This window comes from Erwinia tracheiphila, assembly GCF_021365465.1.
In the GTDB taxonomy this organism is placed as follows: Bacteria; Pseudomonadota; Gammaproteobacteria; order Enterobacterales; family Enterobacteriaceae; genus Erwinia; species Erwinia tracheiphila.
In genome coordinates this window covers 2,690,120-2,714,115 of the sequence record NZ_CP089932.1, presented here as the reverse complement: position 1 = coordinate 2,714,115, position 23,996 = coordinate 2,690,120, and the positions used below count along the sequence as shown (strand labels likewise).

The 23,996-nt window shown below is 49.2% G+C and carries 21 protein-coding genes, 4 pseudogenes and 1 other annotated feature; of the genes and pseudogenes, 18 read left to right on the top strand and 7 right to left on the bottom strand.

The features are described 5' to 3' along the window. Positions 1-36 precede the first annotated feature (36 nt). The 6 genes and pseudogenes from rpmI (at position 37) to ihfA (ending at position 4,649) form a co-directional block, all read left to right on the top strand. The gene (gene rpmI / locus LU633_RS14360) at positions 37-234 is read left to right on the top strand and encodes a 50S ribosomal protein L35 (RefSeq protein WP_006118955.1); all 198 of its coding nucleotides are present in this window, start codon (positions 37-39) and stop codon (positions 232-234) included. Positions 235-272: 38 nt separating this feature from the next. Continuing rightward, positions 273-629 (top strand): 50S ribosomal protein L20, encoded by a 357-nt coding sequence (gene rplT / locus LU633_RS14355; RefSeq protein ID WP_016169860.1) that lies wholly within the window; start codon positions 273-275, stop codon positions 627-629. Between the two features lie 122 nt (positions 630-751). Then, positions 752-875: a sequence feature (Phe leader region), on the top strand. After that, positions 761-802, top strand: a pseudogene (locus LU633_RS14350) (hypothetical protein). Its footprint overlaps the feature before it by 42 nt. 83 nt (positions 876-958) lie before the next feature. Then, positions 959-1,942 carry a phenylalanine--tRNA ligase subunit alpha gene (gene pheS, locus LU633_RS14345; RefSeq protein WP_016169859.1) on the top strand — a complete coding sequence of 328 codons (984 nt, stop codon included), beginning with the start codon at positions 959-961 and terminating at the stop codon, positions 1,940-1,942. A 15-nt stretch (positions 1,943-1,957) separates the two neighbouring features. Next, the gene (gene pheT / locus LU633_RS14340) at positions 1,958-4,345 is read left to right on the top strand and encodes a phenylalanine--tRNA ligase subunit beta (protein WP_016169858.1); all 2,388 of its coding nucleotides are present in this window, start codon (positions 1,958-1,960) and stop codon (positions 4,343-4,345) included. Positions 4,346-4,349: 4 nt separating this feature from the next. After that, positions 4,350-4,649, top strand: coding sequence for an integration host factor subunit alpha (gene ihfA / locus LU633_RS14335; protein ID WP_016169857.1), 300 nt, complete (start codon positions 4,350-4,352; stop codon positions 4,647-4,649). A 94-nt stretch (positions 4,650-4,743) separates the two neighbouring features. On the opposite strand, the pseudogene LU633_RS14330 reads toward ihfA, so the two are convergent. Both LU633_RS14330 and LU633_RS14325 read right to left on the bottom strand, forming a co-directional pair. Continuing rightward, positions 4,744-5,773 (bottom strand): annotated as a pseudogene (locus LU633_RS14330) (phage integrase). Between the two features lie 90 nt (positions 5,774-5,863). Continuing rightward, positions 5,864-6,151 carry a helix-turn-helix domain-containing protein gene (locus LU633_RS14325; RefSeq protein WP_016169856.1) on the bottom strand — a complete coding sequence of 96 codons (288 nt, stop codon included), beginning with the start codon at positions 6,149-6,151 and terminating at the stop codon, positions 5,864-5,866. Positions 6,152-6,267: 116 nt separating this feature from the next. On the opposite strand from LU633_RS14325, the pseudogene LU633_RS14320 reads away from it, so the two are divergent. Together LU633_RS14320 and LU633_RS14315 are read left to right on the top strand one after the other, a co-directional pair. Continuing rightward, positions 6,268-6,509 (top strand): annotated as a pseudogene (locus tag LU633_RS14320) (Cox family DNA-binding protein). Between the two features lie 206 nt (positions 6,510-6,715). Then, a complete protein-coding gene (locus LU633_RS14315) occupies positions 6,716-6,985 on the top strand; it encodes a phage filamentation protein Fil family protein (RefSeq protein WP_016169854.1) in 270 nt (89 codons plus the stop codon). Here the strand turns inward: LU633_RS14315 and LU633_RS14310 are convergent. Continuing rightward, a protein-coding gene (locus LU633_RS14310; protein WP_087949644.1) for an IS1 family transposase occupies positions 6,932-7,623 on the bottom strand; the annotation gives its coding sequence in 2 pieces (ribosomal slippage) (positions 6,932-7,365 and positions 7,365-7,623; 693 coding nt in all). The genes LU633_RS14315 and LU633_RS14310 overlap by 54 nt on opposite strands. A 623-nt stretch (positions 7,624-8,246) precedes the next feature. Next, the gene (locus tag LU633_RS14305) at positions 8,247-8,765 is read right to left on the bottom strand and encodes a hypothetical protein (RefSeq protein WP_016169851.1); all 519 of its coding nucleotides are present in this window, start codon (positions 8,763-8,765) and stop codon (positions 8,247-8,249) included. A gap of 753 nt (positions 8,766-9,518) precedes the next feature. Here LU633_RS14305 and LU633_RS14300 point away from each other — a divergent pair. The 7 genes from LU633_RS14300 to LU633_RS25955 all read left to right on the top strand — a co-directional run bounded on the left by LU633_RS14300 (position 9,519) and on the right by LU633_RS25955 (position 14,535). Then, positions 9,519-10,064, top strand: coding sequence for a glutathione peroxidase (locus tag LU633_RS14300; RefSeq protein ID WP_016169850.1), 546 nt, complete (start codon positions 9,519-9,521; stop codon positions 10,062-10,064). 100 nt (positions 10,065-10,164) lie between these two features. After that, positions 10,165-10,539, top strand: a complete 375-nt coding sequence (locus LU633_RS14295; protein ID WP_152664165.1) for a hypothetical protein — start codon at positions 10,165-10,167, stop codon at positions 10,537-10,539. Between the two features lie 223 nt (positions 10,540-10,762). Beyond that, complete coding sequence (locus tag LU633_RS14290) at positions 10,763-11,221, top strand: NlpC/P60 family protein (RefSeq protein WP_016169848.1); 459 nt, start codon at positions 10,763-10,765, stop codon at positions 11,219-11,221. Between the two features lie 531 nt (positions 11,222-11,752). Next, positions 11,753-12,496, top strand: a complete 744-nt coding sequence (locus tag LU633_RS14285) for an EAL domain-containing protein (RefSeq protein ID WP_016169847.1) — start codon at positions 11,753-11,755, stop codon at positions 12,494-12,496. A gap of 91 nt (positions 12,497-12,587) precedes the next feature. Further along, positions 12,588-14,027 carry a protein adenylyltransferase SelO gene (locus LU633_RS14280; protein WP_016169846.1) on the top strand — a complete coding sequence of 480 codons (1,440 nt, stop codon included), beginning with the start codon at positions 12,588-12,590 and terminating at the stop codon, positions 14,025-14,027. Between the two features lie 71 nt (positions 14,028-14,098). Then, positions 14,099-14,344 (top strand): hypothetical protein, encoded by a 246-nt coding sequence (locus tag LU633_RS25960; RefSeq protein WP_325175725.1) that lies wholly within the window; start codon positions 14,099-14,101, stop codon positions 14,342-14,344. Then, positions 14,338-14,535, top strand: coding sequence for a diguanylate cyclase domain-containing protein (locus tag LU633_RS25955; RefSeq protein ID WP_016169844.1), 198 nt, complete (start codon positions 14,338-14,340; stop codon positions 14,533-14,535). The genes LU633_RS25960 and LU633_RS25955 overlap by 7 nt, the downstream gene beginning before the upstream one ends. Before the next feature lie 14 nt (positions 14,536-14,549). On the opposite strand, the gene LU633_RS14270 is transcribed toward LU633_RS25955, so the two are convergent. Next, the gene (locus tag LU633_RS14270; RefSeq protein ID WP_016169843.1) at positions 14,550-16,331 is read right to left on the bottom strand and encodes a bifunctional diguanylate cyclase/phosphodiesterase; all 1,782 of its coding nucleotides are present in this window, start codon (positions 16,329-16,331) and stop codon (positions 14,550-14,552) included. 340 nt (positions 16,332-16,671) lie between these two features. Here LU633_RS14270 and LU633_RS14265 point away from each other — a divergent pair. The 3 genes and pseudogenes from LU633_RS14265 to LU633_RS14255 all read left to right on the top strand — a co-directional run bounded on the left by LU633_RS14265 (position 16,672) and on the right by LU633_RS14255 (position 21,840). Further along, positions 16,672-18,059, top strand: a pseudogene (locus tag LU633_RS14265) (methyl-accepting chemotaxis protein). 807 nt (positions 18,060-18,866) lie between these two features. Continuing rightward, complete coding sequence (locus tag LU633_RS14260; RefSeq protein ID WP_016169842.1) at positions 18,867-20,072, top strand: MFS transporter; 1,206 nt, start codon at positions 18,867-18,869, stop codon at positions 20,070-20,072. A gap of 223 nt (positions 20,073-20,295) precedes the next feature. Next, positions 20,296-21,840 carry a methyl-accepting chemotaxis protein gene (locus LU633_RS14255; RefSeq protein WP_016169841.1) on the top strand — a complete coding sequence of 515 codons (1,545 nt, stop codon included), beginning with the start codon at positions 20,296-20,298 and terminating at the stop codon, positions 21,838-21,840. 63 nt (positions 21,841-21,903) lie between these two features. Here the strand turns inward: LU633_RS14255 and LU633_RS14250 are convergent, their stop codons facing one another. Together LU633_RS14250 and ppsR are read right to left on the bottom strand one after the other, a co-directional pair. Continuing rightward, a complete protein-coding gene (locus LU633_RS14250) occupies positions 21,904-22,950 on the bottom strand; it encodes a 3-deoxy-7-phosphoheptulonate synthase (protein WP_016169840.1) in 1,047 nt (348 codons plus the stop codon). Between the two features lie 152 nt (positions 22,951-23,102). Further along, a complete protein-coding gene (ppsR, locus tag LU633_RS14245; protein WP_016169839.1) occupies positions 23,103-23,930 on the bottom strand; it encodes a posphoenolpyruvate synthetase regulatory kinase/phosphorylase PpsR in 828 nt (275 codons plus the stop codon). Between the last annotated feature and the right edge of the window lie 66 nt (positions 23,931-23,996).

The window sequence follows — 23,996 nt, the reverse complement described above, 5'->3', positions numbered from 1 at the left end:
GTTCATTTTATTAACAATGCGAAGTGGATGTTTTAAATGCCAAAGATTAAAACTGTACGTGGTGCGGCCAAGCGCTTCAAGAAGACTGCTTCTGGCGGCTTCAAGCGTAAGCACGCAAACCTGCGTCATATTCTGACCAAAAAATCTACCAAGCGTAAGCGTCATCTGCGCCCGAAAGGCATGGTGTCCAAAGGCGATCTGGGTCTGGTTGTTGCCTGCCTGCCATACGCATAAGTCATTTTTTTTAACAGAATATTAAACAGGAGAGCTAAATGGCTCGTGTAAAACGTGGTGTAGTTGCTCGCGCACGTCACAAAAAAATCTTAAAACAAGCTAAAGGCTACTACGGCGCACGTTCACGTGTTTACCGTGTTGCTTTTCAGGCTGTTATCAAAGCTGGTCAGTATGCTTACCGCGACCGCCGTCAGCGTAAGCGTCAGTTCCGTCAGCTGTGGATCGCGCGTATCAACGCAGCGGCACGCACTAACGGTATTTCCTACAGCCGTTTCATCAATGGCCTGAAAAAGGCATCGATTGAAATTGACCGTAAGATTCTGGCTGATATCGCAGTTTTCGACAAAGTGGCTTTTACTGCACTCGTTGAAAAAGCAAAATCAGCGCTGGCGTAAGTCAGTTGAAAGAGGGAGCTTGCTCCCTCTTTTATTTTCTGTACTATTAGCCTGAAAAAATTGATATTTCTGCCATTTTACGATCAACATGCGCGATGCAGAATTCACCATTACCGTAAGGTCACTCCAACATGAATGCGAATTTTCGTTTCTTTTTTTACTTTAGCACCTGACCACAGGGGGCTTGCGCTAAGAGAAGAAACGAAAAATCGCGCTGAAGGCCTCCCTTGTGGAGGCTTTTTTATTCCTGGCGTGGCACATCCAGGGCGAAGTCGTCCCCATAAAAAACAGACCAGCCACGGCGGCTGGAAGAAGAAGAAGAGGAAAGCATGTCACATCTCGCTGAACTGGTGGCAAATGCGAAAGCAGCCATTACTGATGCACACGATGTTGCCGCGTTAGACACGGTACGCGTTGAATATCTCGGTAAAAAAGGGCATCTGACCTTACAGATGACCACGCTTCGGGAGCTACCAGCCGAAGCGCGCCCGGCGGCTGGGGCCGTTATCAACGAAGCGAAACAGCAGGTACAAGAAGCGTTTAACGAGCGTAAGAATAGCCTGGATTCGGCAGCGCTGAACGCACGTCTGGCCCATGAAAGCATAGATGTTTCGCTGCCGGGACGCCGTATTGAAAATGGCGGACTTCATCCCGTTACCCGCACGATTAATCGTATCGAAACGTTCTTTGGTGAATTAGGTTTTGCCGTGGCGACCGGCCCGGAGATTGAAGATGACTACCACAACTTTGACGCGCTGAATATTCCCGGCCACCATCCTGCCCGTGCAGATCATGATACTTTCTGGTTTGATTCCACCCGTCTGTTGCGCACACAGACTTCTGGCGTACAGATCCGCACCATGAAAAATCAGCAGCCGCCGATCCGCATCATCGCACCCGGACGCGTTTACCGTAACGATTATGATCAGACGCACACGCCAATGTTCCATCAGATGGAAGGGCTGATTGTTGATAAAAACATCAGTTTTACCAATCTGAAGGGCACGCTACACGATTTTCTGAATAACTTCTTTGAAGAAGATTTGCAGGTTCGCTTTCGTCCTTCCTATTTTCCGTTCACTGAACCCTCTGCCGAAGTGGATGTGATGGGCAAAAATGGCAAGTGGCTTGAAGTGCTGGGCTGCGGCATGGTGCATCCAAATGTGTTGCGTAATGTGGGTATCGATCCTGAAGTCTATTCCGGTTTTGCTTTTGGCATGGGGATGGAACGTCTGAGCATGCTGCGCTACGGTGTGACCGATTTGCGTGCCTTCTTCGAAAATGATTTACGATTCCTCAAACAGTTTAAATAAGGGCGGTTAACAGTAATGAAATTTAGCGAACTCTGGCTACGTGAGTGGGTTAACCCGGCCATCGATAGCGCCGCCCTTTCTGAGCAAATCACTATGGCAGGTCTGGAGGTGGGCGGCGTTGAACCCGTTGCTGGTGCCTTTCATGGTGTCGTGGTAGGCGAAGTGGTGGAATGCGGTCAGCATCCAAACGCAGATAAGCTGCGGGTCACAAAGATTAACATTGGTGGCGATCGCCTGCTGGATATTGTTTGCGGTGCGCCAAATTGTCGGCAGGGCCTGAAAGTTGCCGTAGCAACGGTGGGTGCGGTCCTGCCGGGTGATTTTAAAATTAAAGCAGCGAAGCTGCGTGGTGAGCCGTCAGAAGGCATGCTGTGCTCTTTCTCCGAGCTGGGAATTGATGATGATCACAATGGCATTATCGAATTGCCTCTGGAGGCGCCCGTTGGTACGGATATTCGTGAGTTCCTTCAACTTGACGATAGCACCATTGAAATTAGCGTTACGCCAAACCGGGCTGACTGCCTGGGGATCATTGGTGTTGCTCGTGATGTTTCCGTATTGAATAAAATGCCACTGATCGGGCCTGATATCGTGCCAGTGCGGCCCACCATCCAGGACACATTGCCCATCTGTGTTGAGGCGCCGGACGCCTGTCCCCGCTATCTTGGCCGGATAATAAAAGGGATTAACATTAAAGCTGCCACACCGTTGTGGATGAAAGAAAAATTGCGTCGCTGCGGCATTCGTTCCATCGATCCGGTTGTTGATATCACCAATTTTGTGCTGCTTGAACTGGGGCAACCGATGCATGCGTTCGATCTTGACCGTATTGCAGGTGGCATTACCGTGCGCATGGCGAAAGAGGGTGAAGCCCTTACGCTGCTTAATGGCACTGAAGCGAAACTCAGCGCTGATACCTTAGTGATTGCTGATAATCATCAGGCACTGGCGATGGGGGGTATCTTCGGCGGTGCGCATTCTGGCGTTAGTGAAGAAACCTCTAGCGTGCTGTTTGAGTGTGCATTCTTCAGGCCGCTGTCAATTACCGGACGCGCACGATGCCACGGGCTGCATACCGATGCGTCTCATCGCTACGAACGCGGTGTTGATCCTGAGATGCAGTATAAGGCGATGGAGCGTGCGACTCGCTTGCTGCTGGATATCTGTGGTGGTGAAGCGGGGCCGGTTATTGATGTCAGCGACGCAGCAACGCTGCCTTCCTGTGCAACTATTACGTTACACCGTGAAAAGCTGGATCGCCTTATTGGACATGCCATCGCTGACAGCGATGTCAGTGATATTCTTCAGCGACTGGGATGCAAGGTTAGTGAAGGCGACGGCTTCTGGCAGGCAACCGCACCATCATGGCGTTTCGATATGGCTATCGAAGAAGACCTGGTGGAAGAGGTGGCACGCATTTACGGCTATAACAATATTCCGAATGTGACGGTGCAGGCAGGTCTGGAAATGACCTCTCACCGTGAAGCGAGCCTTTCGCTGACGCGCGTAAAAGCAATGCTGGTGGATAAAGGCTATCAGGAAGCGATCACTTACAGCTTCGTCGATCCCAAAATTCAGGCACTGCTGCATCCGGGTATCGATCCGCTGATTCTGCCCAGCCCAATCTCTACCGACATGTCAGCTATGCGACTATCGTTATGGACCGGCTTGCTGTCTGCGGTAGTTTATAACCAGAATCGCCAGCAAAGCCGCATCCGTCTGTTTGAAAGCGGGCTGCGTTTTGTGCCTGATAGCGAGGCAACCCTTGGTATCCGTCAGGATGTTATGCTGGCCGGAGTCATTGCCGGAACACGCTATGAAGAGCACTGGGACCTGGCGCGCCAGGTGGTTGACTTCTATGATTTAAAAGGTGATTTAGAGTCAGTACTCGATCTTACCGGTAAATTATCTGATATTTCATTCCGGGCAGAAAGCCATTCAGCGCTTCATCCCGGGCAGAGCGCCGGCATCTATTTGCATAATTCCCGCATTGGTTTTATTGGCGTTATTCATCCTGAATTAGAACGCAAGCTCGATCTTAACGGGCGCACCGTGGTGTTTGAACTGGAGTGGGATAAGGTTGCAAACCGTATTCTGCCTGATGTCGTTGAGATTTCTCGCTTCCCGGCAAACCGCCGTGATATCGCCGTGGTGGTTGCTGAAAGCGTGCCAGCAGCAGATATTATTTCAGAGTGTAAGAAAGTTGGCGTAAATCAGATAGTTGGCGTAAACTTATTTGATGTGTACCGCGGTAAGGGTGTGAGTGAAGGTTTTAAAAGCCTTGCTATCAGCCTGATTTTGCAAGATACCAGCCGGACACTCGAAGAAGAGGAGATTGCCGCAACCGTCGCCAAATGTGTTGCGGCATTAGAAGAGCGATTCCAGGCAACCTTGAGGGATTGAACCTATGGCGCTGACAAAAGCTGAAATGTCCGAATACCTGTTTGAAAAGCTGGGGCTGAGTAAACGTGATTCTAAAGAACTGGTAGAACTATTTTTTGAAGAGGTACGTCGCGCTTTGGAAAACGGCGAACAGGTTAAACTGTCAGGATTTGGCAATTTCGACCTTCGTGACAAAAATCAGCGTCCGGGGCGTAATCCAAAAACCGGTGAGGATATTCCGATTACTGCCCGTCGCGTGGTAACCTTTCGTCCCGGTCAGAAGCTTAAAAGCCGGGTTGAAAGCGCCACGCCGAAAGAAGGCTAATTTCTGTACGTAAAAAACCACCTGCATAGCAGGTGGTTTTTTACGCCTGCTGTCGCAGCCTGCCGCCAGCCTGTTCCCGGCAGAGCGGGGTTTATCAGCCACTGATAACAGCCACAGGCGGTTCATGTGTGGATATTATGTGGACGCACAAATTGTATTCACTCCTCCTTTAAGGGGGTTCATTCTGATTACATCGTTCAGATAATCGGGGGTAAAATGGGCGTAGACCATTGTCTGGACTATTTTCGTATGCCCCAAAACACATAGAAGCGTCACAATGTTACCGCCGTTCATCATAAAATGTGTGGCGAAGGTGTGGCGTAAAACATGCGTGGCCTGTCCAGACGGTAGATCAGGCTTCACTGCTTTCAGCGCAAGTCGGAATGCGCTGTAGTCAGCACCAGGAAACAGCGCCCCGGTTTTGTTTTTCGTTATCTCTTGCTCTACATCTTCAGAAATGGGAACTGTTCTACGATTACTGGTTTTGGTTTTCGTGAAAGTCACGCGTTGATGAACAATGTTGGACTGTTTGAGGTTTTTAGATTCCCACCGGTGCTTAACATAAGAACGGCCAACCGTCTGTTATCTCCATCCAGATTAGCAAGCAATGCTTGTATTTCGTGATCGTAGAGAAAACTCATTTCAGGCACAGCCTCCTTGAGTGAACCTGTACCTCGTATCGGGTGCTCGCCGTGAAATATGCCGGATTCAATTAACTGAGTGAATGCGCCGCTGATAGTTGTCATTTCACGATTGACCGTTGAGGCTTTGACACCGCTCTGCAATCTGACAGACTTATAGCGAGCAATGAGGTTTCGATTAATTTGAAACGCTGCTGGATTGCCTGTTATTTCAGAAAATCGCCTGAGTTTGAGTAGATAATTCTGACCGTGGTCGCTGTTCAGTCCGTGAAATTGCCACCAGATATCGATCAATTCTGATAATTTCCTTTTATCAGTTGGCTTTTGCAGCCATTCCTTGTTTCTGTGATTGGCTGAAACGTAGCGTACAAACGCTACAGCCTCGCCTTTTTTACTGAATTTCCTACGGATTCGCCTTCCGTTGCGGCCATTTGGCCGAATGTCCACTTCATATTGACCGCCTTCGAGCTTCTTAATAGTCATTAGAAAGCCCTCTGAAACGATCTTTAAAATTACAACTTTTATAGAGCTTTGTATCTGATAAATATAGTAAATGTAATGTTAACCAACCTTTTACCCCGATTGCTGAGAGGTTGTTTCTCCATGCCCATAGTGTGCGAGGGCCGGTGTTATTTGACCGGCATCTGGGGCAATCTGATCCGCTATAAACCAGAGCGTGTACTTGTTAAATCGAGGGTGCTTTAAAATTTTCATGATTGCTTCTACTCCCATACTTTTTGTTCCATTCTCGTAGCTGGAAAGTGAACTGTAGGCAACTTTAGTTAATTCACTGAATTGCTTACGATTCATTCTTTCGGACTCTCTGATCAACTTTAGCTTCTCAGAAATATCGATTGACATGATTTTCCTTACGGAGAAATATTCTCCTATTGGATAATCAAGTCACCATAGTGAAATAACACTATTGGCAGTTAATAGCCACTAAAGGCAATCAAATAATACCATAGGAGTAAGGCATGAACAGGTTAATAACTTCTGTCATAGACGCTCTCCCATACCAAGAGTTCGTGCGGTTGATTGGTAAACACCAGCTGCGGTCAAAGGGATGATTGAAAAGGGAAAGTTGCCAATTGTTGAGATGACCGATCCTCAATCGACTTCAGGCAGGGCAGGGGAAGTCTGGATTTACCTTCCAGCCTGGAATGATGGAATGAAATTGGCATATGAATGCCGCCCGAAAGAGATTCGTGAGGGATAGCTTAGATGGTTAGAACTGGGGGAACCTTAACAAACAGTACAATAACAATCAGCAGATTTTTGACAAATTGAAAACGAGATTAATGACATGCGATCAGGAAGTTGCAGTATCTGAAGCATTATTTTTCAGGTTGTATCCAACAACACAAACATGAACCGGAAATAAAGATGTAGTCTGGTACATTTTCTTAAATAAGAGATTTGATCATGAATACAATATGTCCTGATTTTGCCAGTCTGCTGATTAATGGTCAGCAAGTCACCCATCACCACCACATGCGTGGTTGGTTGGAAACACCCGATGGGCGTTTTTTTCAACCTAAAGCCAGTGAGGTTCAATTTATAAAAGGTCGCCGTATTCCTTTTTTTGTTAGTTCTCGCACCCGCCGCCGTTGGTTTTCCGGTCATGACGCTGATTTAGTGTTAGTGATGGATTGTCAGATACCAACCGATGATCTTATCGTGCATGACCTCTGACTTTGAGAAGCAGATAGTCCTGCGGGCAAGCCGCTTAAGATGAGTACGCAGGTTGAGATTATGTCGCTCTATCCGTTGGGTGTATTTTTTGCTGATAACATGACTGGTTGAAGCCAGTAAAGTCCGGTACACAGGCCAGGCGTCAGTCATGTAGAAAGCGATGTTAAACTGGCTCAGTAAAACCAGAAGTCGCCGTAAAGTCAGGGCATTGCGTGGACCGAATACATGGGCAAGGACTCGCTTCCGGATGCGGTCATAAGCATAGAATAACCAGCGAGGATTGCCCTTATACCGCACATAAGACCATTGTTCATCGGCTTCACAACAGATGACGACCTCTGCGCCCGGCTCAACGTTTTGTGCTACCTGGTACGGCGCAAGTTTTTTAGATGACGGAGAACGGTATTGAGGCTTATCTTCAATACGCTTGCCGTATCACGGTATCCGGAGCCGTTCATCGCCATATCAACAATGGTCTGATGAGTTTCAGGTTTAGCGCCGTTGTAGCGATAGCTGAACGGGAAGGTTTTCAGGCAGTGTTTACAGCGATAAAGTTGCGCTCCTGAGCCGGAATGAGCATTTCGAATGACATCCTTTGTCTCAGAACAGCGGGGACAAACCACATCTATCTTTGCCATTAGCAGACCCAAAAGACAAAAGAATACATCAACACTAAATCAGTGTCACGACCCGCGTTACAGGTGCGAGTGATAATGCAACATTAGGCAACCAGTCCGATCCATTTCGGCCACGCTACGCCGTTAATCTGCAACTGCTGGATGAAAATGGAAGTGATGCTGCTGATTGAAGAAGCGGCCGCACTGTGGTACACGGATCGCGATAAATTTCATCAAACCTGCTGTTATTTTTTTGAGAAAGTTTGAAATGAAAATATTTTTTCTGGCTGTACTTTCGCGTTTAGTTCAAGGAATTGGGATTGGTATCTGTGGATTATCATTTATCTACGCTGGGTGGTTCGTGTTCTTTTCATATAGCCCATATAAATATTATCTGGCTGTATTGATGCTGCCCGGCCTCGTGTTGGGGTACTACATTTTTAAATTTGCAGTGCGGAAAATCTATGATGAAAGCCCTGACGACTGGTGAAAAAAAATCCCTGAGAAGGGCTTTTATTTTTATGTGGTATTTGTGCGCAAAATTGCGTCCAGGGCTGAATTGATGCAATTTACGGCTTGGATGATTATGCAATTATTCGCAAAAAGGTAGGTCAGCATGAAATGCTTGGTCTGCATAAAGTTATTTATAAGCGGCACTGCCTTACGTCAATATCAACAACTGATTTTGACTTCAAATCGTAGGTGCAAGAGTAGATCATGTTGTTTTTTGCATTAAATCCATTGGTAAATTTTACTTTGTCACCAATAAAAACCAGTCGACCCTTCTCAGGCTCATTGCGATAATGCGTGAACGCCAGGTTGAATATGCTATCCGTCCATTCATAATCATATTTAGACGTTTTTTCGATCAGTTTTTTACATGGGTATACCGCGTCTGCCATATGTTTGTTGAACAGGCATTCACCGTCAGTAGCGCCGCAAACTTTCTCTGCCTTAGCTGCTGCCACAGTGGGTGAATTAGCGTCAGAACCGCCACCGACATCAAAATACCAATAGGCCGCTGTGCCAATAACGACGATTACAGCTAAACCTGCCAACGCATGCCACCAACGTTCACCTGGGTTTTTTACGCCACACTGCGGACAGACTTTAGCTATGTTGGAAACTTCCTTTTTGCATTCCTTGCATGTTGTCATTGCCATTGTAATTAATCCTCCTGATTAAAATTGAGTGTGAGAGGATATTACAAAATGTATAGATAGTCTGTTGGGGTTGAGCATATTTGATCAAAACCAGAAGGTTTTAAGATGAAAGCCCCGGCGAAAGGGCTTTGTTTCGAAGTGTGGTCATTGAGTGGGTGTAATTAGTAAAATACTTATTACTATCATGGTGTTGTCTGCATCAACTCAGGTGCCTTGCGGCCTTTTTTATGCCTGCTGTGGCAGCTTGCCGCCAGCCTGTTCCCAGCGGAGCGGGGTTTATCAGCCACAGGCGGTTTATGTGTGGACATTATGTGGATGCACAAATTGTATTCATTCCTCCTTTAAGGGGAGCGGTGGAATCAGCACCGTGCGTGTAGCGATCGTTCATACTAAAACCCTGGCATCCTTAGTCTCTTAAGGCTTACCGGCCAGGATTACCCTGTTGGTATGTCACAATCCCCCTGAATGACCGGTTCAATATTAGCAGCGTGCCAGCCGCAATGAGCGCTTTTGGGTGACTCTCCAGCATGTTCTGCGCCTGGATGTCATATGCGCTCACCGCCTGATTTTAAGCGCAGGTGCTTCGGGCGAAGGCTGAGGACAGATAGCCTTGCCAGCGAGTAATGTCTTTAGGGGGCGGCCTATTTGCCAGATGACTGTAACGGTGGGCGTGTCGGTTTGTATCTGATACTCCCGCGCAACCGATCTTAATTGTATAGTGATTTGTCATTCCCAACTTAACAGGAAAAAGTGATGAATATTTTTGATACAAAGCTGGTCACATTGGATGGTGAAGATACCACGCTGGCGAGGTGGCAGGGTGAGGTATTACTGGTCGTTAATGTGGCCTCAAAGTGCGGACTCACGCCGCAATACCAACAGCTGGAAGAACTGCATCGCAGCCTGAATAATCAGGGCTTTTCGGTACTTGGATTTCCTTGTAATGCCTTCCTTGGGCAGGAACCGGGTACTGCTGAAGAAATAAAAACGTTTTGTAGCACTACGTACGGCGTGACATTCCCTATGTTCACCAAAACAGAGGTTAATGGTCCTCACCGTCACCCGCTTTACCAGCAACTGGTGGCTGCGCAGCCGGTCGCAACTGCACCGTTGGCGAGCGGTTTTCTCGCCCGGATGGAAAGCAAAGGGCGGGCACCGAAAGAGTATGGTGATATTTTGTGGAACTTTGAAAAGTTTCTGATTGGCCGGGATGGCCGAGTACTGGCGCGTTTCTCGCCGGATATGAAACCGGAAGATCCGTTGCTGACCAATGCCCTGAACAAGGCGCTGACCCAATAAATATCTGTCAGTTTTGCAACGCTGTTGTGATGCTGGTGCCTTTTACCTGTCAATGCTGAAATGATGTAAGGAAAACTAATTCATCTGCCGGGGCTGAACGTTGCGGGGGAAAAGCATATTGCGGGCCTCGCAACATATCTCCAGTGGTTGGTCTTATCGAGCACAGCTTCAGCGCTGGCGTAGCCTGCTGCTCCGGCAGACGATACCGACGGTGGCATTATCTGAAAGTGTAACGGTGGAGGGAAAGCATCGATGGATGAAAATGGCCATGAGTATTTGCGACGTTTTCAGGCTGCCAGATAAGCCTTTCCGTGAGCGGGAAACCCTTTTAGCAGGTATAGACCGTCGTCATTTTATATCGGCAGCAAAGCCTGATGGCCAACAATTATTGTCGGTTACATCACCAGACAGGATGATTCTGGCATTTGCCTGCTGGCTTAAAATGCTTCATGACGTGGGCTGGAGGCAACGCTGAGTTGCCACGTCCATGATATCCCTGCTTAATAAAGCACTCTCTGCATCACGGGTAAGCTGATGACATTTATAATCGGACAGCCTTGCTGCTTAATGATGCTTCCTTTGGCAAATTGGCGTCAGATGTCCATTTATTCCTGAAAATAATGTCTGATTTTTCCGATAACATTGCCCCTTAACCAGCTTTTTGAGTAAAGTAGTCGCATCTTATATGGGAATATTGTATGCGTTGCTGGCTACTGCTGATCATTATCATTCTCTCAGGTTGCAGCAGCCATGCACCTCCGCCTGATGCGCGCCTGGCCGATTCCATTACTGTTATCGCTCAACTTAAGGATCAGTTAAGTCAATGGCGGGGAACGCCCTATCGCTATGGTGGCATGGGAAGAGGGGGCATAGATTGCTCCGGCTTTGTGTATATTACCTTTCGCGATCGTTTTCAGCTGCTGCTACCGCGAACCACCGTTGCGCAAACCGATGTTGGCACACGTATTTCCCGTAGCGATTTACTTCCTGGCGATCTGGTTTTTTTTAAAACAGGACGAGGGGAAAATGGTTTGCATGTGGGAATTTATGATACCGACAGCCAGTTTATCCATGCTTCAACCAGTCAGGGGGTGATTCGGTCTTCTTTAAATAATGTTTACTGGAAAAAAGTGTTCTGGCAGGCTCGTCGCCTTTAAATATCGGTGCCGGGCGCTGTCTGCCTTTTCTCATCCTGCGGGGTAAAAGAGTGACAGTCGCTCTTTGCGGTATGGAACGATGATCAGGTGTGACAGCGCGAAGTGTTCAACAATGCCAGCTGAGACGGCATTATGGAAGGCTATTTAACGCTTGCATATATTTAGCGAATTAATTATTAGTCAGTGTACATTTGTCGCTCATTTGATTTATGGTTAAATAGTAAATGAAAAATCCTTTTTTGAAGGGTAAAGAGTTATAAAGCTGCCTTTATGCACTCATATGCGAATTTATGACATGGTTTTGTAAGGGGTAATTGAAGTAACGCGATCAGGCAGAATAAATGGCATTATTTTACTTTAACTGTTAAACATATATTATTTCTGAATTGTGATAGCTTAAAGCGTTAATTGGGGCAGTTTCCTGCCTGTTAACGCCTGCTGACAATACAGTTAAAACATTAGACGGTGCTGAAGTTGATTATTCGATCAGCCAGGACTGCATAAAATGCCACTTCAACACGGCGTAATGAAATGAATATCCATCTGGCAGCGGATTATAAAATCCACATCACATTCAACCCGGTCTACAGTTTTGGCGGTAAGCTGATGTCGGTTGGGCTGACGACACATTTTTTGCATGGCAGCGCCAATGTCGCGGCCCCACTGGATTTGCTGTTGCCGCAGTTAGATCAAACGCAACGTATTATCGTTTTACAAGCCCAGATCAATATTGTGGAAAAACATAACGGTTTCTTTCGTTCTAACTGCGTAAAAGTTTCACTAAAAATGGATGAAATGTTGGCGATGGCCGTGATGACAAATGAATTTATCGCGCGAAAACTCGATGCCCTTGAGTTTCTGGAACTGGAAATTAACGAAGTATTTCCTGGTATAAAACACGGGGCAAATGATCCTGCCCTGTTGGCGTTAAGTGAGCGATTTGACCTGAGCCTGGAAAATTATGGATCGGGAAAAGTTTCGTCTAAAGCGGTTTACGACAATATGTTTGCCTCGGTAAAACTGGATAAAGGCTTTGTTCAACACAATATAAAACGGCTGTCATTCAAACCTTTTATCACTGCATTGCTTGAAAACATTAAACCACACTGCCAAAGCATTATTGTACAGGGCGTGGATGATGTATCTGCGCTGAAGAGAGTAAGGTATTTTGATTTTGACGGCGTTCAGAGCCTACTTTTTTCATCGGTGAATGAAGATGCACTCCATTCTCTCATTGAATCCCCTGCAATCCTGCCCGCGATTCATCAACAATAACCCTTCACTAAGTCTGTGTTTTCCTTCTCTGCGGCGGTTTACACTGATTGCCCTGCCAGCCCAGCCTGCACGGTCATTTTGAGGGTTACCTATGCAATTCAACAATACCTGGCATAACGAACTGCCGGGATTCTACACTGCCTTACCGCCAGTTCCGCTCAAAAATCCCCGGTTGCTCTATCACAGCGTCGGGCTGGCAGAAGAGCTATATCTTGAAGAAAGCCTGTTTCGCGAACCGCACTGCGCAATATGGAGTGGTGAAACACTGCTGTCTGGCATGCAGCCGCTTGCTCAGGCCTACAGCGGTCATCAATTTGGCGTCTGGGCGGGGCAACTGGGTGACGGGCGAGGTCTTCTGCTGGGTGAGCAACAGCTGCCTGACGGACGTAAAGTTGACTGGCATTTGAAAGGAGCAGGTCCCACGCCTTATTCGCGCATGGGCGATGGACGTGCAGTACTGCGATCAACCGTACGTGAGTTTCTTGCCTGTGAAGCGATGCATGCATTGGGTATACCCACTTCGCGTGCACTGACTATCGTGACCAGCGATGAGCCGATTAGACGGGAAACGACAGAAAAAGGTGCAATGCTGCTGAGAGTGGCAGAAAGTCATGTTCGCTTTGGGCATTTTGAGCACTATTTTTATGCCCGTCAGCCAGAGAAAGTCCGTGAGCTGGCCGAATATGTTATTCGCCATCACTGGTCGCATTTGCAACAAAATCCGCAGCGCTATCTGCTGTGGTTTAGCGACGTTGTCAGACGCACTGCACGTTTGATCGCTTACTGGCAAAGCATTGGTTTTGCGCACGGTGTGATGAACACCGACAATATGTCAATTTTAGGGCTGACGCTGGATTATGGGCCTTACGGTTTTCTCGATAATTACCAGCCGGACTTTATCTGCAATCATTCTGACTATCAGGGACGCCACAGTTTTGCTAACCAACCTGCAGTCGGGCTGTGGAACCTTAATTGTCTGGCGCACGCGCTTTCTGGTTTGCTTGACAGCAGAGAACTCAGCCAGGCCCTGGCCGAATATGAGGTTGAACTGATGCGTGCCTGGGGGGAGCGAATGAGGGCAAAACTTGGGTTGCTCACTGCAGATGCGCACGATAATGACATTCTGACCGGGTTGTTGACGCTGATGAGCAATGAGAAAAGCGACTATACCCTGACGTTTCGCCAGCTCAGTAATACTGAACAGCATCAATCGTGTTCTCCCCTGCGGGATGAATTTATTGATCGTGATGCTTTTGACGGCTGGTACAAGGTTTATCGCCAGCGCCTGCTGCGGGAGCAAACCAGCGATACGGAGCGTCAGCAGAAAATGAAGCAGGTCAATCCCGCTATTGTACTGCGGAATTATCTGGCGCAGATAGCCATTGAGCATGCTGAACAGGGAGATATTACGTTTTTGCAACGGCTGCATCATGCCCTGAGTAAGCCCTTTGCCGATAAGCCTGAGTACGCTGATTTAATGCGGCGTCCTCCGGACTGGGCAAAAACGCTGGAAATTAGTTGCTCCAGCTGAGGTTCAGGAAGTATCCACAGGGAATGTTCTGTGGTTCATTGTCGCCATTATCACCGTTACGGGCAGTCATTATGGCTTTTCTGACCATCCGTATTGCGTCGCCATTAGAAAAGCTTGCAGGTATGGTCCGCGAAGACGGAAGCGATGTGACGCCGGAATCCCTTGCCTCGTTCAATGCATGGTATTACGAAGCGTATTGGCTGAAAGATGCGGTGCAGGAAAAGCGGCGAGCCGTGGCCAGGGTAGCCGCCCTTAATGATGAAGCGATGACCGTCCTTTCACTGGATTACACAACCGCTGCGGGTTTAACATGCTGACTGCAGATCTTAATGATGATCCTGCACAATCTGTCATCGCCATTGACCATTTTAAAAAGATTAACGACTGGTACGGTCATGAAGGGGGTGACGAGGCGCTTTATGTTGCCAAAGAGGTCGGCCGCAATCGTGTCGTCGTTTATCATTCTGGCCGCCTCGAACCGCACATCGTCAGTGAAAGCCACCTTTGAAAGGTGGCACACAATCAACAGATGCTGCGAAATTTCCATTGAAGCCAGCTGTCCAGTTCTTCCTCGGGCAGCGGCTTTGAATAAAAGAACCCCTGTGCCTGATCGCAGCCATACTCTGTCATCACCGTGACGGCTTCTTCATTTTCCATCCCTTCAGCCAGTATCGTATAGTCGAGCTGTTTCAGCATTGTAATAATACTGCGGGCAATAATGCGCGATGCAACATTCGATGAGAGGCCGCTTATCAGTGAACGGTCCAGCTTGATGATATCCAGTGGCATATGCCGGAGGTAGCTGAAGTTGCTGTATCCGGTGCCAAAGTCATCCAGCGAGATCCCAAAACCCCGCACTTTCAGCTTCTCCATACCGCGCAGGGCGGCAGGGCTTTCAATCAGTCGCTCAGTCTCCAGACATTCGATGCTCAACAGTGAGGTGGGCAGGTGGGCTTTTGTCATTTTTTCTGCCAGCAGCTCGGCAAAATGCTCACGGGCGAAGTCACTACCGCTGACGTTTATGGTTACCGGCAGCTGGATGCAATGGTTGCGCAGGCGTGAAAGACGTTTAATTACGCGGTCGGTTACCCATGATGTTATCGCACCGAGCAGATCGGTCTGTTCTGCCAAAGGGATAAACATTGTGGGTGACAGCTCGCCTCTCTGCGGATGCCGCCAGCGTATCAGTGCTTCAAGGCCAACGGGTCTGCCGTTACCCAGGCAAATTTTGGGTTGATAAGCGAGATAAAGCCCGGTGTCGTCGCGTAACGCCCTGGCAAGATCGTTCATTAACACAAAGCCCAGGGTGCTGTTGGTATCGCTGGCCTGATTAAATTGCCTTGATGGGACGCCAAGCCGGATAGCCTCATGCAGTGCGCTGCCCGCGCGACGCAGTACTTCTTGTGGCGAGGTCTCGCCGGTAATGAAGTTCTCCTCACCGGCATAGGTGGTGAGGGCGACGGTCAGACCATCGCCGAGGTCGGCACTGATTCCTTCCAGCCGGCCCGCCACCCATTCGGCATTGTGCAGGCTTTGCTGACGTGTCAGCAGTGCAAAGCGCCCGGTAGCAACGGTATAGAGAGAATCTTCAGCGGAGGGTTTCAGCCGTAAAGGCAGCATAATAGCCATATCTTTTAGCAGGCTTTCGACCGGCGCAATGCCCATTGCGCGAGCCAGCTCATAAGCGCGTGGCATATCAATACAGTCAATGAGCACCAGACGGCGTGGCGAAGTATCGCTGCTGGCCGCCAGATAGTTTAAGTCGTGGATCAGCCGCTGGTGGTCTGGCAGGCCGGTCACCGGGTCGATAAACCCCGCTGAATACCATGCCTGAAGGAAGGACATCACCAGAGAGGCAAGCAGGTTGAGCGTGGTAAGCTGCCCGGCAGAAAAAGTGTGCGGCAGGGTGTCGATAACGCAAAGCGTGCCAAGGATAATGTTTTCAGCGTTTTTTAGCGGAACGCCAGCGTAAAAGCGAATAAAAGGTTCCCCTATGATAAAGGGGTGAGTGGCAAACCGACTATCCTGTAACGTATCTGGAACCACAACGGCATTTTCGCTGTCAACCACGTAGCGGCAGAGTGAATCGCTGCGGGAAGATTTCTCAAGCGCAAAATTATAACCAGCATGGACATATTGGTATTCATCATCCAGCACGGAAATAAAACTGGCAGGAATACCCAGCGCATGGCTGGCCAGCAGAGTAAATTTCCTGAGTACGTCATCCCTGCTTTCGTCGGAATTGCGCAATATTTGAAGCGCTTGTAAGCGGCGGGCAACATCGCCGGCGAGATGGGTTAGCATGTGTGTCCTCCGCACCAGATTGCGTCCGGGGCGAAACTAAAAAAAATAATATACTGTGGAAGGCCAGGGTAAAAGACGATTTCTAAAACAGGTAAAAACGATTAATGTATTAGTATACCGAACACAGTAGGCTTTTTTGACCTTGTTGTCATATTTATTTCACATCGACCAATTCCTTACGTTCTGTCGATATATTTATTTAATCGTTCTGCGGTTTCTTTTTTTTAATTGCCTGCCAAAATAGTAATCAGAAAATATCGGTTATCTGAAAAAGACTATAAATAGGGAAATGATAATCCGGTTTATTATTTTTCGAAATAACATTCACCAGGAACATATAATGCAATTACTTCGACATTTTACTATTCGCCGGGTTGTACTCTGGATAATGATCATTTCTTTTACCATAGTCGCACTTGCCGGTGGATACAGCTCACTTGTGCTACGCAATATGTATAATCATATTGACCAGACTCAGAAAATTACCCAACAGCTGGCTTTTCTGGCACAGGCCAGCACGATAAAAGGCAATGGCAACCAGGCTGAAATTGCTGCTTTGCAGGCAGCCGTTCCCGCTGATGCGGCGTGGGACAATTATCGTATTGCTCTTACCGCACCGCAAATCATCTATATAAACGCCGTGAAAGAGCGACTGAATTCGTTACAGGAACAGACTGGCCGTGATAATGCCAGCGTAAATGTTGAACGGCATCGTCTTTATTTCATTTTTATTTCAGCGCTGATTGCGGCCGCTATTCTCTTAATTTTCTGCGATCACTATCTGGTTGTGCATCTTGTCAGGCCGGTTGGCAAGATCCGCGCCCATCTTCGCGTTATCACCAGCGGTGATTTGACAAAGGAGCCGGAGGATCTGGGGCGTAACTGCGTGGGGCGACTGGTTCCACTGGTCAGGGAAATGCAGCACAGCCTGCTCGATATCGTTCAGGCGATACGCGATAACGCTACATTACTGAACCGCGAGGCCGGAGGCATCGCTGCAGGTAACGCCGATTTGTCTGAACGCACGGCAACACAGGCTGCAGCACTGGAACAAAGGGCTGCCAGCATGGAAGAACTCACCGTCACCGTGAGCCATAATGCAGGTAATGCGCGCGATGCCCGACAACTTGCCGAGCAAACGGCAGACAGTACCCATAAGGGAGAGCAGCTGGTCAAAACCGTTGGCGATGCAATAGCCGGTATTGCTGAAGGTTCAGAAAAAATCCGTCAGTTCACCTCCACGATTAACGGCATTGCATTCCAAACCAATATTCTGGCGCTGAATGCGGCGGTGGAAGCCGCTCGTGCTGGCGATCAGGGCCGCGGGTTTGCCGTTGTCGCCAGTGAGATTCGTTCACTGGCGCAGCGGCGGCAAAAGAAATTGAGCAACTGATTGCTGATACGGTATCCCGGGTTGATCATGGGCGAAACGCTGCCGGGAACGCCGGGGCGATTATGGATGACGTGCTGCGCGGTGTAAGCGGGGTGAAGGAGCTGATTGGGCAGATAGCGATGGCGTCAGAGGAGCAAAGCAATGGAATTTCCATAGTCACACTGGCCGTGGCAGAACTTGACCGTGTTACCCAGCAAAATGCCGCGCTAGTTCAGGAAGTTTCTGTTTCAGCAGGTAGCCTGAGTGGGCAAACCGAATCACTTGGTAGCGTCATCCGCCGTTTCACTTTACCTGAGAATCATCTGCTGCCGCACAGACCTGCAATGGCCTGCTGATGGCCATTTGTATGGACACGCTGGTGTATTTTAATCGTTTAAAAGCGTCTCTGGCGGACAGAATTGGCCGTGATTAAAAAACAATGATATTCGTTTAAAACGGATATCATTATTTAACTCAAATATTCCTTCTATCGGGCAGTTCAATCTGAATCCTCGACATGACATTGTTCTGATTAAATTAGAATGCTTATCAGTTAAATAAATCCCTGACAATCACACTACGTCTGGAACAGGGGAAAATAATAATTTACCAATAGAAAATCATCGAATATATAAAATAGAAGGTGAGTAATCTGAAAAACAAGACAAATAACCATTTAGCAGACGATACGCAGCGTTGGGGTAATGATGCTATTTCATTGCCATTGAAAGGTGACTGAAGTGATTCAACCGTCAACTTTTTTTTCGATCGGCAATCGCTTTCACATAAATTACCATCGCTGGAAGAAAGGGTTAACTTTATTTAAAGCAATGACAATCAATACTTAAATCAGATTAGTTGATCGGGTAAATTTACCGCCTGATTAAAACCCCGGAAGCATAGCGTTTCTCCCGCGCAGCACACTTAAAACAGAACGCCAGAAATGCCGTTTCTGAATATGGGTACAGAGGCGGGATAAGCCGTGCCAAAGCGTGACAGGCTGCTTGCAGCGAAATGAAAGGGTCTGTATGTGGCATTTCCCTCTTCGTTTATTGCGATGAGGATGAAAGTCCACTCCCGCAGTGGATTTTTACACTACAGGCTCCATAGCCAACGACCGGACGACCACCAGCTATCATAAACTTTACTGCTGAGGAGATAACATGCCGATTCGCTCACTTCAGGCTCTGTGCCTGGTCAACTTTTTTCTGGCTGATGTAAGAGATGGACTGGGGCCGTTTCTGGGAATTTTTCTGACTGAGCATCACTGGAAAGCCGATGATATTGGTTTTGTTATGACGGCTGGTGGATTAGCAGGACTGGCTGCCACGTTGCCTGCCGGGATGCTGACCGATGCAACATCGCGCAAACGTCTGTGGCTGTTTAGTGGATGTATGATGATAACAGGTGCCACACTCCTGCTCTGGTTTTATCCGCAAACGATAACGACAACCCTGTCACAGATTGTCACCGGGATCTCTGCTGCTTGCATTGCGCCTGTTGTTGCGGGGATAACGCTGGGTCTGACCGGGCGGTCGGGGTTTAACCGACAGATGGGCAAAAATGAAGCGTTTAACCATGCAGGAAATCTTAGTGCTGCGGTGATTGCGGGAGTGGCTACCTGGTACTGGGGAACGGGTTCGGTTTTTGTTTTGATGACCTGCATGGCACTTCTGACGGCGTTTAGCGTGTTGTTGGTTCGGCATGATGACATCGACAATCACGCAGCCAGAGGGCTGGATAGCGCAGCGCCTTCTGCACCGATTCTGCCATTAGGGGCGCTGCGGCGTAATACCGCGTTGGTGGTGGTGGGTATCACCCTGTTGCTGTTTCATCTGGCGAATGCGGCTTTACTGCCGTTATTAAGCATGCGTGCAGCAGCACTTGCGCCACTCCAGGGTATTCCCCCCGGCGTTTATGCGGCCGCAACAGTTGTGATTTCACAATGTGTGATGATCCCGGTTGCCTTGTTGACTGCGTCCAACGCCGGTAAATTCGGTTACCGTCGGCTGATTATGCTGGCCTTGATGGTGTTACCGTTACGAGCCGTACTGGCCTCTGGCTCGGCGGCACCGCTGATCCTTCTGCCTGTGCAGGTGCTGGACGGTGTCGCTGCCGGTATTCTGGGCGTGGCTATTCCCGGCTATATCGTCCAGCTCTTAAGTGGGAGCGGGCATACCAATGCTGGACAGGCCTTTGTCATGCTATTACAAGGTGTGGGTGCGGCATTCAGCCCGGCGCTGGCGGGCGTTATCGCCACCCATTATGGCTGGAGCAGGGCATTTATGGTGATGGGTGCGATTGCGCTTGCGGCATTAGTTTTATGGTGGTGTGCCAGTAAAAAACAGGTTCCGGCATCCAGCGGCTGACCGATGCGGTACGTCAAGCCGTGCGTATCTGCGACAGGGTGTTTCATTGCCGGAGGGTATCTTAAGGATGTCGGCACGGCATGTTACTCTCTCAAATTGTTGCGAACAATTGGGTGAGCAAACTCACCGTTTTGCAAATCGCTCACTGCACGCCAATTATTCCTTATCTGTTTTCATCTTCTGCCGATAACTTCTCATTCACACACATTTACAGGGACCACCAATGAAAATATCAACACGTCTGACGATCGGTTTCGGCCTGCTTATTATGCTGTTTATTATCTGCACTCTGGTTGCACTAACAGCATTCACCGATGCCCGCAAGGGAATGGATGATGCGCTGAACGTAAAAATGAGGAAATACCAGCTGGTACTGAACATGCGAGGCGGACTGAGAGATATGTCCGTTGTGGTGAGAAACATTATACTGATTACCGATCCGCACAGAATGCAGCAGGAATGGCAGCGTCTGACCGCAATGAAAGCACAGTATATCAGCAACCGTGAATCACTGGCTGAAATGGTGCAGAAAGAGCCGGATGGCGCTGGTCGTGTAACTTTTGCTAAAGTCATTGAAAACGAGTCAAAAGTGTTGGGCGTGATGGAGCAGGCTGGCCAGCTAGGCTTACAAAATCGCCAGAAAGAGGCGACGGACTTTTTATTGACGACGGTCCGAACGGTACAATTTGCCCTGCTGGACGCAATTGATGAGATGACCAATATGCTGATGCAAAACAGTCAGGAGGCCCTGGAAAACAACAGTCGCTCAATTGGCCGTTCTTCGATCATTCTGATTATTCTGGCTGCCACGTCGATACTACTTTCCGTGGCAACCGGTGTGCTGATTGTGCGGTTGCTGATGCGTCAGCTTGGTGGGGAGCCTGCTCAGGCGCAGGCACTGGCGGCGGCTATTGCAGAGGGTGATCTGAACTCGCCATTAACACTGCGAAAAAATGACCGGGACAGCCTGTTGGCGTCGCTGGGGGTTATGCAGTCCAGACTGCGTGAACTGGTTTCCCAGATTAAAGATACTTCATCTAACGTAGCGTTGGCCGCGGACGAAATTGCGCAGGGTAATACCGAATTATCGTCGCGTACCGAACAGCAGGCTGCAGCGCTGCAGGAAACCGCTGCCAGCATGGAGCAGCTTACTGCAACCGTGAAAAGTAATACTGCGGGTGCCCATGAGACAGCCAGAACGGCGCGTGAGACGGCGGCGTTGGCACAGGCGGGCGAGGCTGACGTGCACCGGATGTCAGACACCATGCATGATATTTCGCACAGTGCTAAAAAAATCCGCGATATTACTGGTGTGATTGAAAGCATTGCCTTTCAGACGAATATCCTGGCCCTCAATGCGGCGGTGGAAGCCGCGCGTGCGGGTGAGGGCGGTCGTGGCTTCGCGGTCGTTGCTGGCGAGGTCAGAACGCTGGCCCAGCGTAGCGCCACGGCGGCAAAAGAAATCAAGGCATTGATTGAACAGACGGTCGACCAGGTGGGTAATGGCGTGACGGTGGCGAGTGGAACCTGTCAAAGTATTCTCACCGTGGTAGGTATGGTTGGGGAGCTGGCGGACGCCATGGATAATATTTCACTGGCTTCTTCCGAGCAGATGCAGGGTATTTCCCAGGTCAGTATTGCGGTCAGTCAGATGGATGGTGTGACACAAAACAACGCTGCACTGGTTGAAGAATCGTCTTCCGCATCACAATCGCTATCGGAACAGGCACATGCGCTTCGCAGCGTGGTAGCAACATTCAGGGTTTGATCACCCTGTCACCTGACCGGTCTGGCTATAGCGGCCTGACCGGTAAATGCATGAACGCAGTCGTCAGCCCCTGACTTTCACTGAGTCAGCCAGCAGCGAGATAACTTCTTCACTATCTTCCCAGCCCAGACAGGGATCGGTGATTGACTGACCATAAACCAGTGGCTTGCCCGCTTCAACTTTCTGCGTTCCTTCCTGCAAAAAGCTTTCAATCATTACGCCTGCAATAGCCTGAGAACCGCCGCGAATTTGTGCCGCAACGGATTGCGCCACGTCCTTTTGCCGGTGATACTGTTTTAGACAGTTACCATGACTGAAGTCGATCACCAGTCTTTCCGGTAGTCTGAACTGCCGCAGGCATGCGGCGGCGGCGGCAATATCATCGGGGTGATAATTAGGCTGTTTGCCTCCACGCATAATCACATGGCCTGATGGATTGCCGCTGGTCTGATAAATGGTCATCTGCCCGTGCTTATCCGGCGAGAGAAACAGATGGCTGGCGCGGGCAGCACGTATGGCATCAACGGCGATCTGCACATTACCATCCGTGCCGTTCTTGAAGCCCACCGGACAGGAAAGTGCGGAAGCCATTTCCCGGTGGATCTGACTTTCAGTAGTGCGCGCGCCAATCGCCCCCCAGCCGATCAGGTCGGCAATAAACTGTCCAACTACCATGTCGAGAAACTCTGTCGCGGTGGGCATACCGAGCGCATTGATATCCAACAGCAGTTTACGGGCAGTGGCCAGTCCCTGGTTTATCCGACAGGTGCCGTTCAGATCCGGATCGGAGATAAGCCCCTTCCAGCCGACAACAGTGCGGGGTTTCTCAAAGTAGGCACGCATTACAATTTCCAGCTGCGCCCGATGTTTTTGCCGCAGGTGGCTTAGTTTACGTGCATATTCAATGGCTGCCTGTGGACAGTGCAGTGAGCACGGACCTGCAATAACCAGCAGGCGGCGATCTTCACCCGAAAGAATACGGGCAATTCTCTGACGGGATTCGGTCACGCCTGAGGCGATTTCCGGGGTAATGGGGTAGCGCTGTGCCAGCTCATCGGGCGTAATCAGGCTGGCGATGCGCGCGGTCCGCAGTTCATCTGTTTTATGCATGGTTCACTCTGAAAGGGTTTCTTCCAAGCGGCAGGAGTGCCGGGAAGTGATGGCGACAACAATAAACCAATCAGCACTGATTTCAAACGTAAAGCACCTTCACCCAGTCGCAGGAAAAAAGCGACCGGCTCTGAAGCACTGTGCGCCTCTGTTTAGTACATCCGGCGGCTCAGGTTCATGATGTCGAGAATTTTAGTGGCAATTTCTTCCACTGAGTAATTGGTGCTGTTCAGATAACGGATCTGGTGGGTGCGAAACAGGGCTTCCACTTCACCCACTTCAAGGCGACACTGGCGGAGCGAGGCATAGCGGGTGTTTTCTGCGCGTTCCTGTCTGATCGCTGCCAGACGTTCCGGGTCGATGGTCAGCCCGAACAATTTGTGCTGGAAGGGTTTCAGAGCTGGCGGCAATTTCAGGTTATCCATGTCATCGGCAATGAAAGGATAGTTTGCCGTGCGGATGCCAAACTGCATGGCCAGGTAAAGGCTGGTGGGGGTTTTTCCACAGCGGGATACGCCAAGAAGAATGACCTGCGACTCTTCCAGTCCGCGTAATGAAATACCATCGTCGTGGGCCAGCGTATAATCGATCGCGGCAATACGCGCATCGTATTTGCCGAGATTACCGGCGGTCAGTCCGTGGGTGCGATTAGCGACCGGCGCGGGTTCGATGCCCAGCTCCTGCTGCAGGGGAGCCACCAGTGACTGCACGATATCCTGACAAAAGCCCTCGCTTTGCAGGATGATGTCGCGTATTTCCGGCACGACAATAGAGAAAAACACCAGCGGGCGTACCCTACTTTGTTGATACAGGGTGTTAATTTGGGCTTTGACACCCTGTGCCCGCGGGATATTTTCCACAAAAGGGAGTGTGACGCTGTTCACGTTGACCGGAAACTGTGAGAGAACGGCATGCCCCAGCACTTCTGCAGTGATTGCAGTACCGTCTGAAATATAAAAAACGCTTCTTTCGCTGTTCACGGATAAGGTTCTCCAGACAAGAGATGACAGCAGACTAAATGACTTTGTGCTGACAAAGCAAATATT

Excerpts from the sequence above, each read along its gene's own strand:
- rpmI (WP_006118955.1), top strand. The coding sequence starts at position 37 with ATGCCAAAGATTAAAACTGTACGTGGTGCGGCCAAGCGCTTCAAGAAG.
- rplT (WP_016169860.1), top strand. The coding sequence starts at position 273 with ATGGCTCGTGTAAAACGTGGTGTAGTTGCTCGCGCACGTCACAAAAAA.
- pheS (WP_016169859.1), top strand. The coding sequence starts at position 959 with ATGTCACATCTCGCTGAACTGGTGGCAAATGCGAAAGCAGCCATTACT.
- pheT (WP_016169858.1), top strand. The coding sequence starts at position 1,958 with ATGAAATTTAGCGAACTCTGGCTACGTGAGTGGGTTAACCCGGCCATC.
- ihfA (WP_016169857.1), top strand. The coding sequence starts at position 4,350 with ATGGCGCTGACAAAAGCTGAAATGTCCGAATACCTGTTTGAAAAGCTG.
- LU633_RS14325 (WP_016169856.1), bottom strand. The coding sequence starts at position 6,151 with ATGTCAATCGATATTTCTGAGAAGCTAAAGTTGATCAGAGAGTCCGAA.
- LU633_RS14315 (WP_016169854.1), top strand. The coding sequence starts at position 6,716 with ATGAATACAATATGTCCTGATTTTGCCAGTCTGCTGATTAATGGTCAG.
- LU633_RS14305 (WP_016169851.1), bottom strand. The coding sequence starts at position 8,765 with ATGGCAATGACAACATGCAAGGAATGCAAAAAGGAAGTTTCCAACATA.
- LU633_RS14300 (WP_016169850.1), top strand. The coding sequence starts at position 9,519 with ATGAATATTTTTGATACAAAGCTGGTCACATTGGATGGTGAAGATACC.
- LU633_RS14290 (WP_016169848.1), top strand. The coding sequence starts at position 10,763 with ATGCGTTGCTGGCTACTGCTGATCATTATCATTCTCTCAGGTTGCAGC.
- LU633_RS14285 (WP_016169847.1), top strand. The coding sequence starts at position 11,753 with ATGAATATCCATCTGGCAGCGGATTATAAAATCCACATCACATTCAAC.
- LU633_RS14280 (WP_016169846.1), top strand. The coding sequence starts at position 12,588 with ATGCAATTCAACAATACCTGGCATAACGAACTGCCGGGATTCTACACT.
- LU633_RS25960 (WP_325175725.1), top strand. The coding sequence starts at position 14,099 with ATGGCTTTTCTGACCATCCGTATTGCGTCGCCATTAGAAAAGCTTGCA.
- LU633_RS25955 (WP_016169844.1), top strand. The coding sequence starts at position 14,338 with ATGCTGACTGCAGATCTTAATGATGATCCTGCACAATCTGTCATCGCC.
- LU633_RS14270 (WP_016169843.1), bottom strand. The coding sequence starts at position 16,331 with ATGCTAACCCATCTCGCCGGCGATGTTGCCCGCCGCTTACAAGCGCTT.
- LU633_RS14260 (WP_016169842.1), top strand. The coding sequence starts at position 18,867 with ATGCCGATTCGCTCACTTCAGGCTCTGTGCCTGGTCAACTTTTTTCTG.
- LU633_RS14255 (WP_016169841.1), top strand. The coding sequence starts at position 20,296 with ATGAAAATATCAACACGTCTGACGATCGGTTTCGGCCTGCTTATTATG.
- LU633_RS14250 (WP_016169840.1), bottom strand. The coding sequence starts at position 22,950 with ATGCATAAAACAGATGAACTGCGGACCGCGCGCATCGCCAGCCTGATT.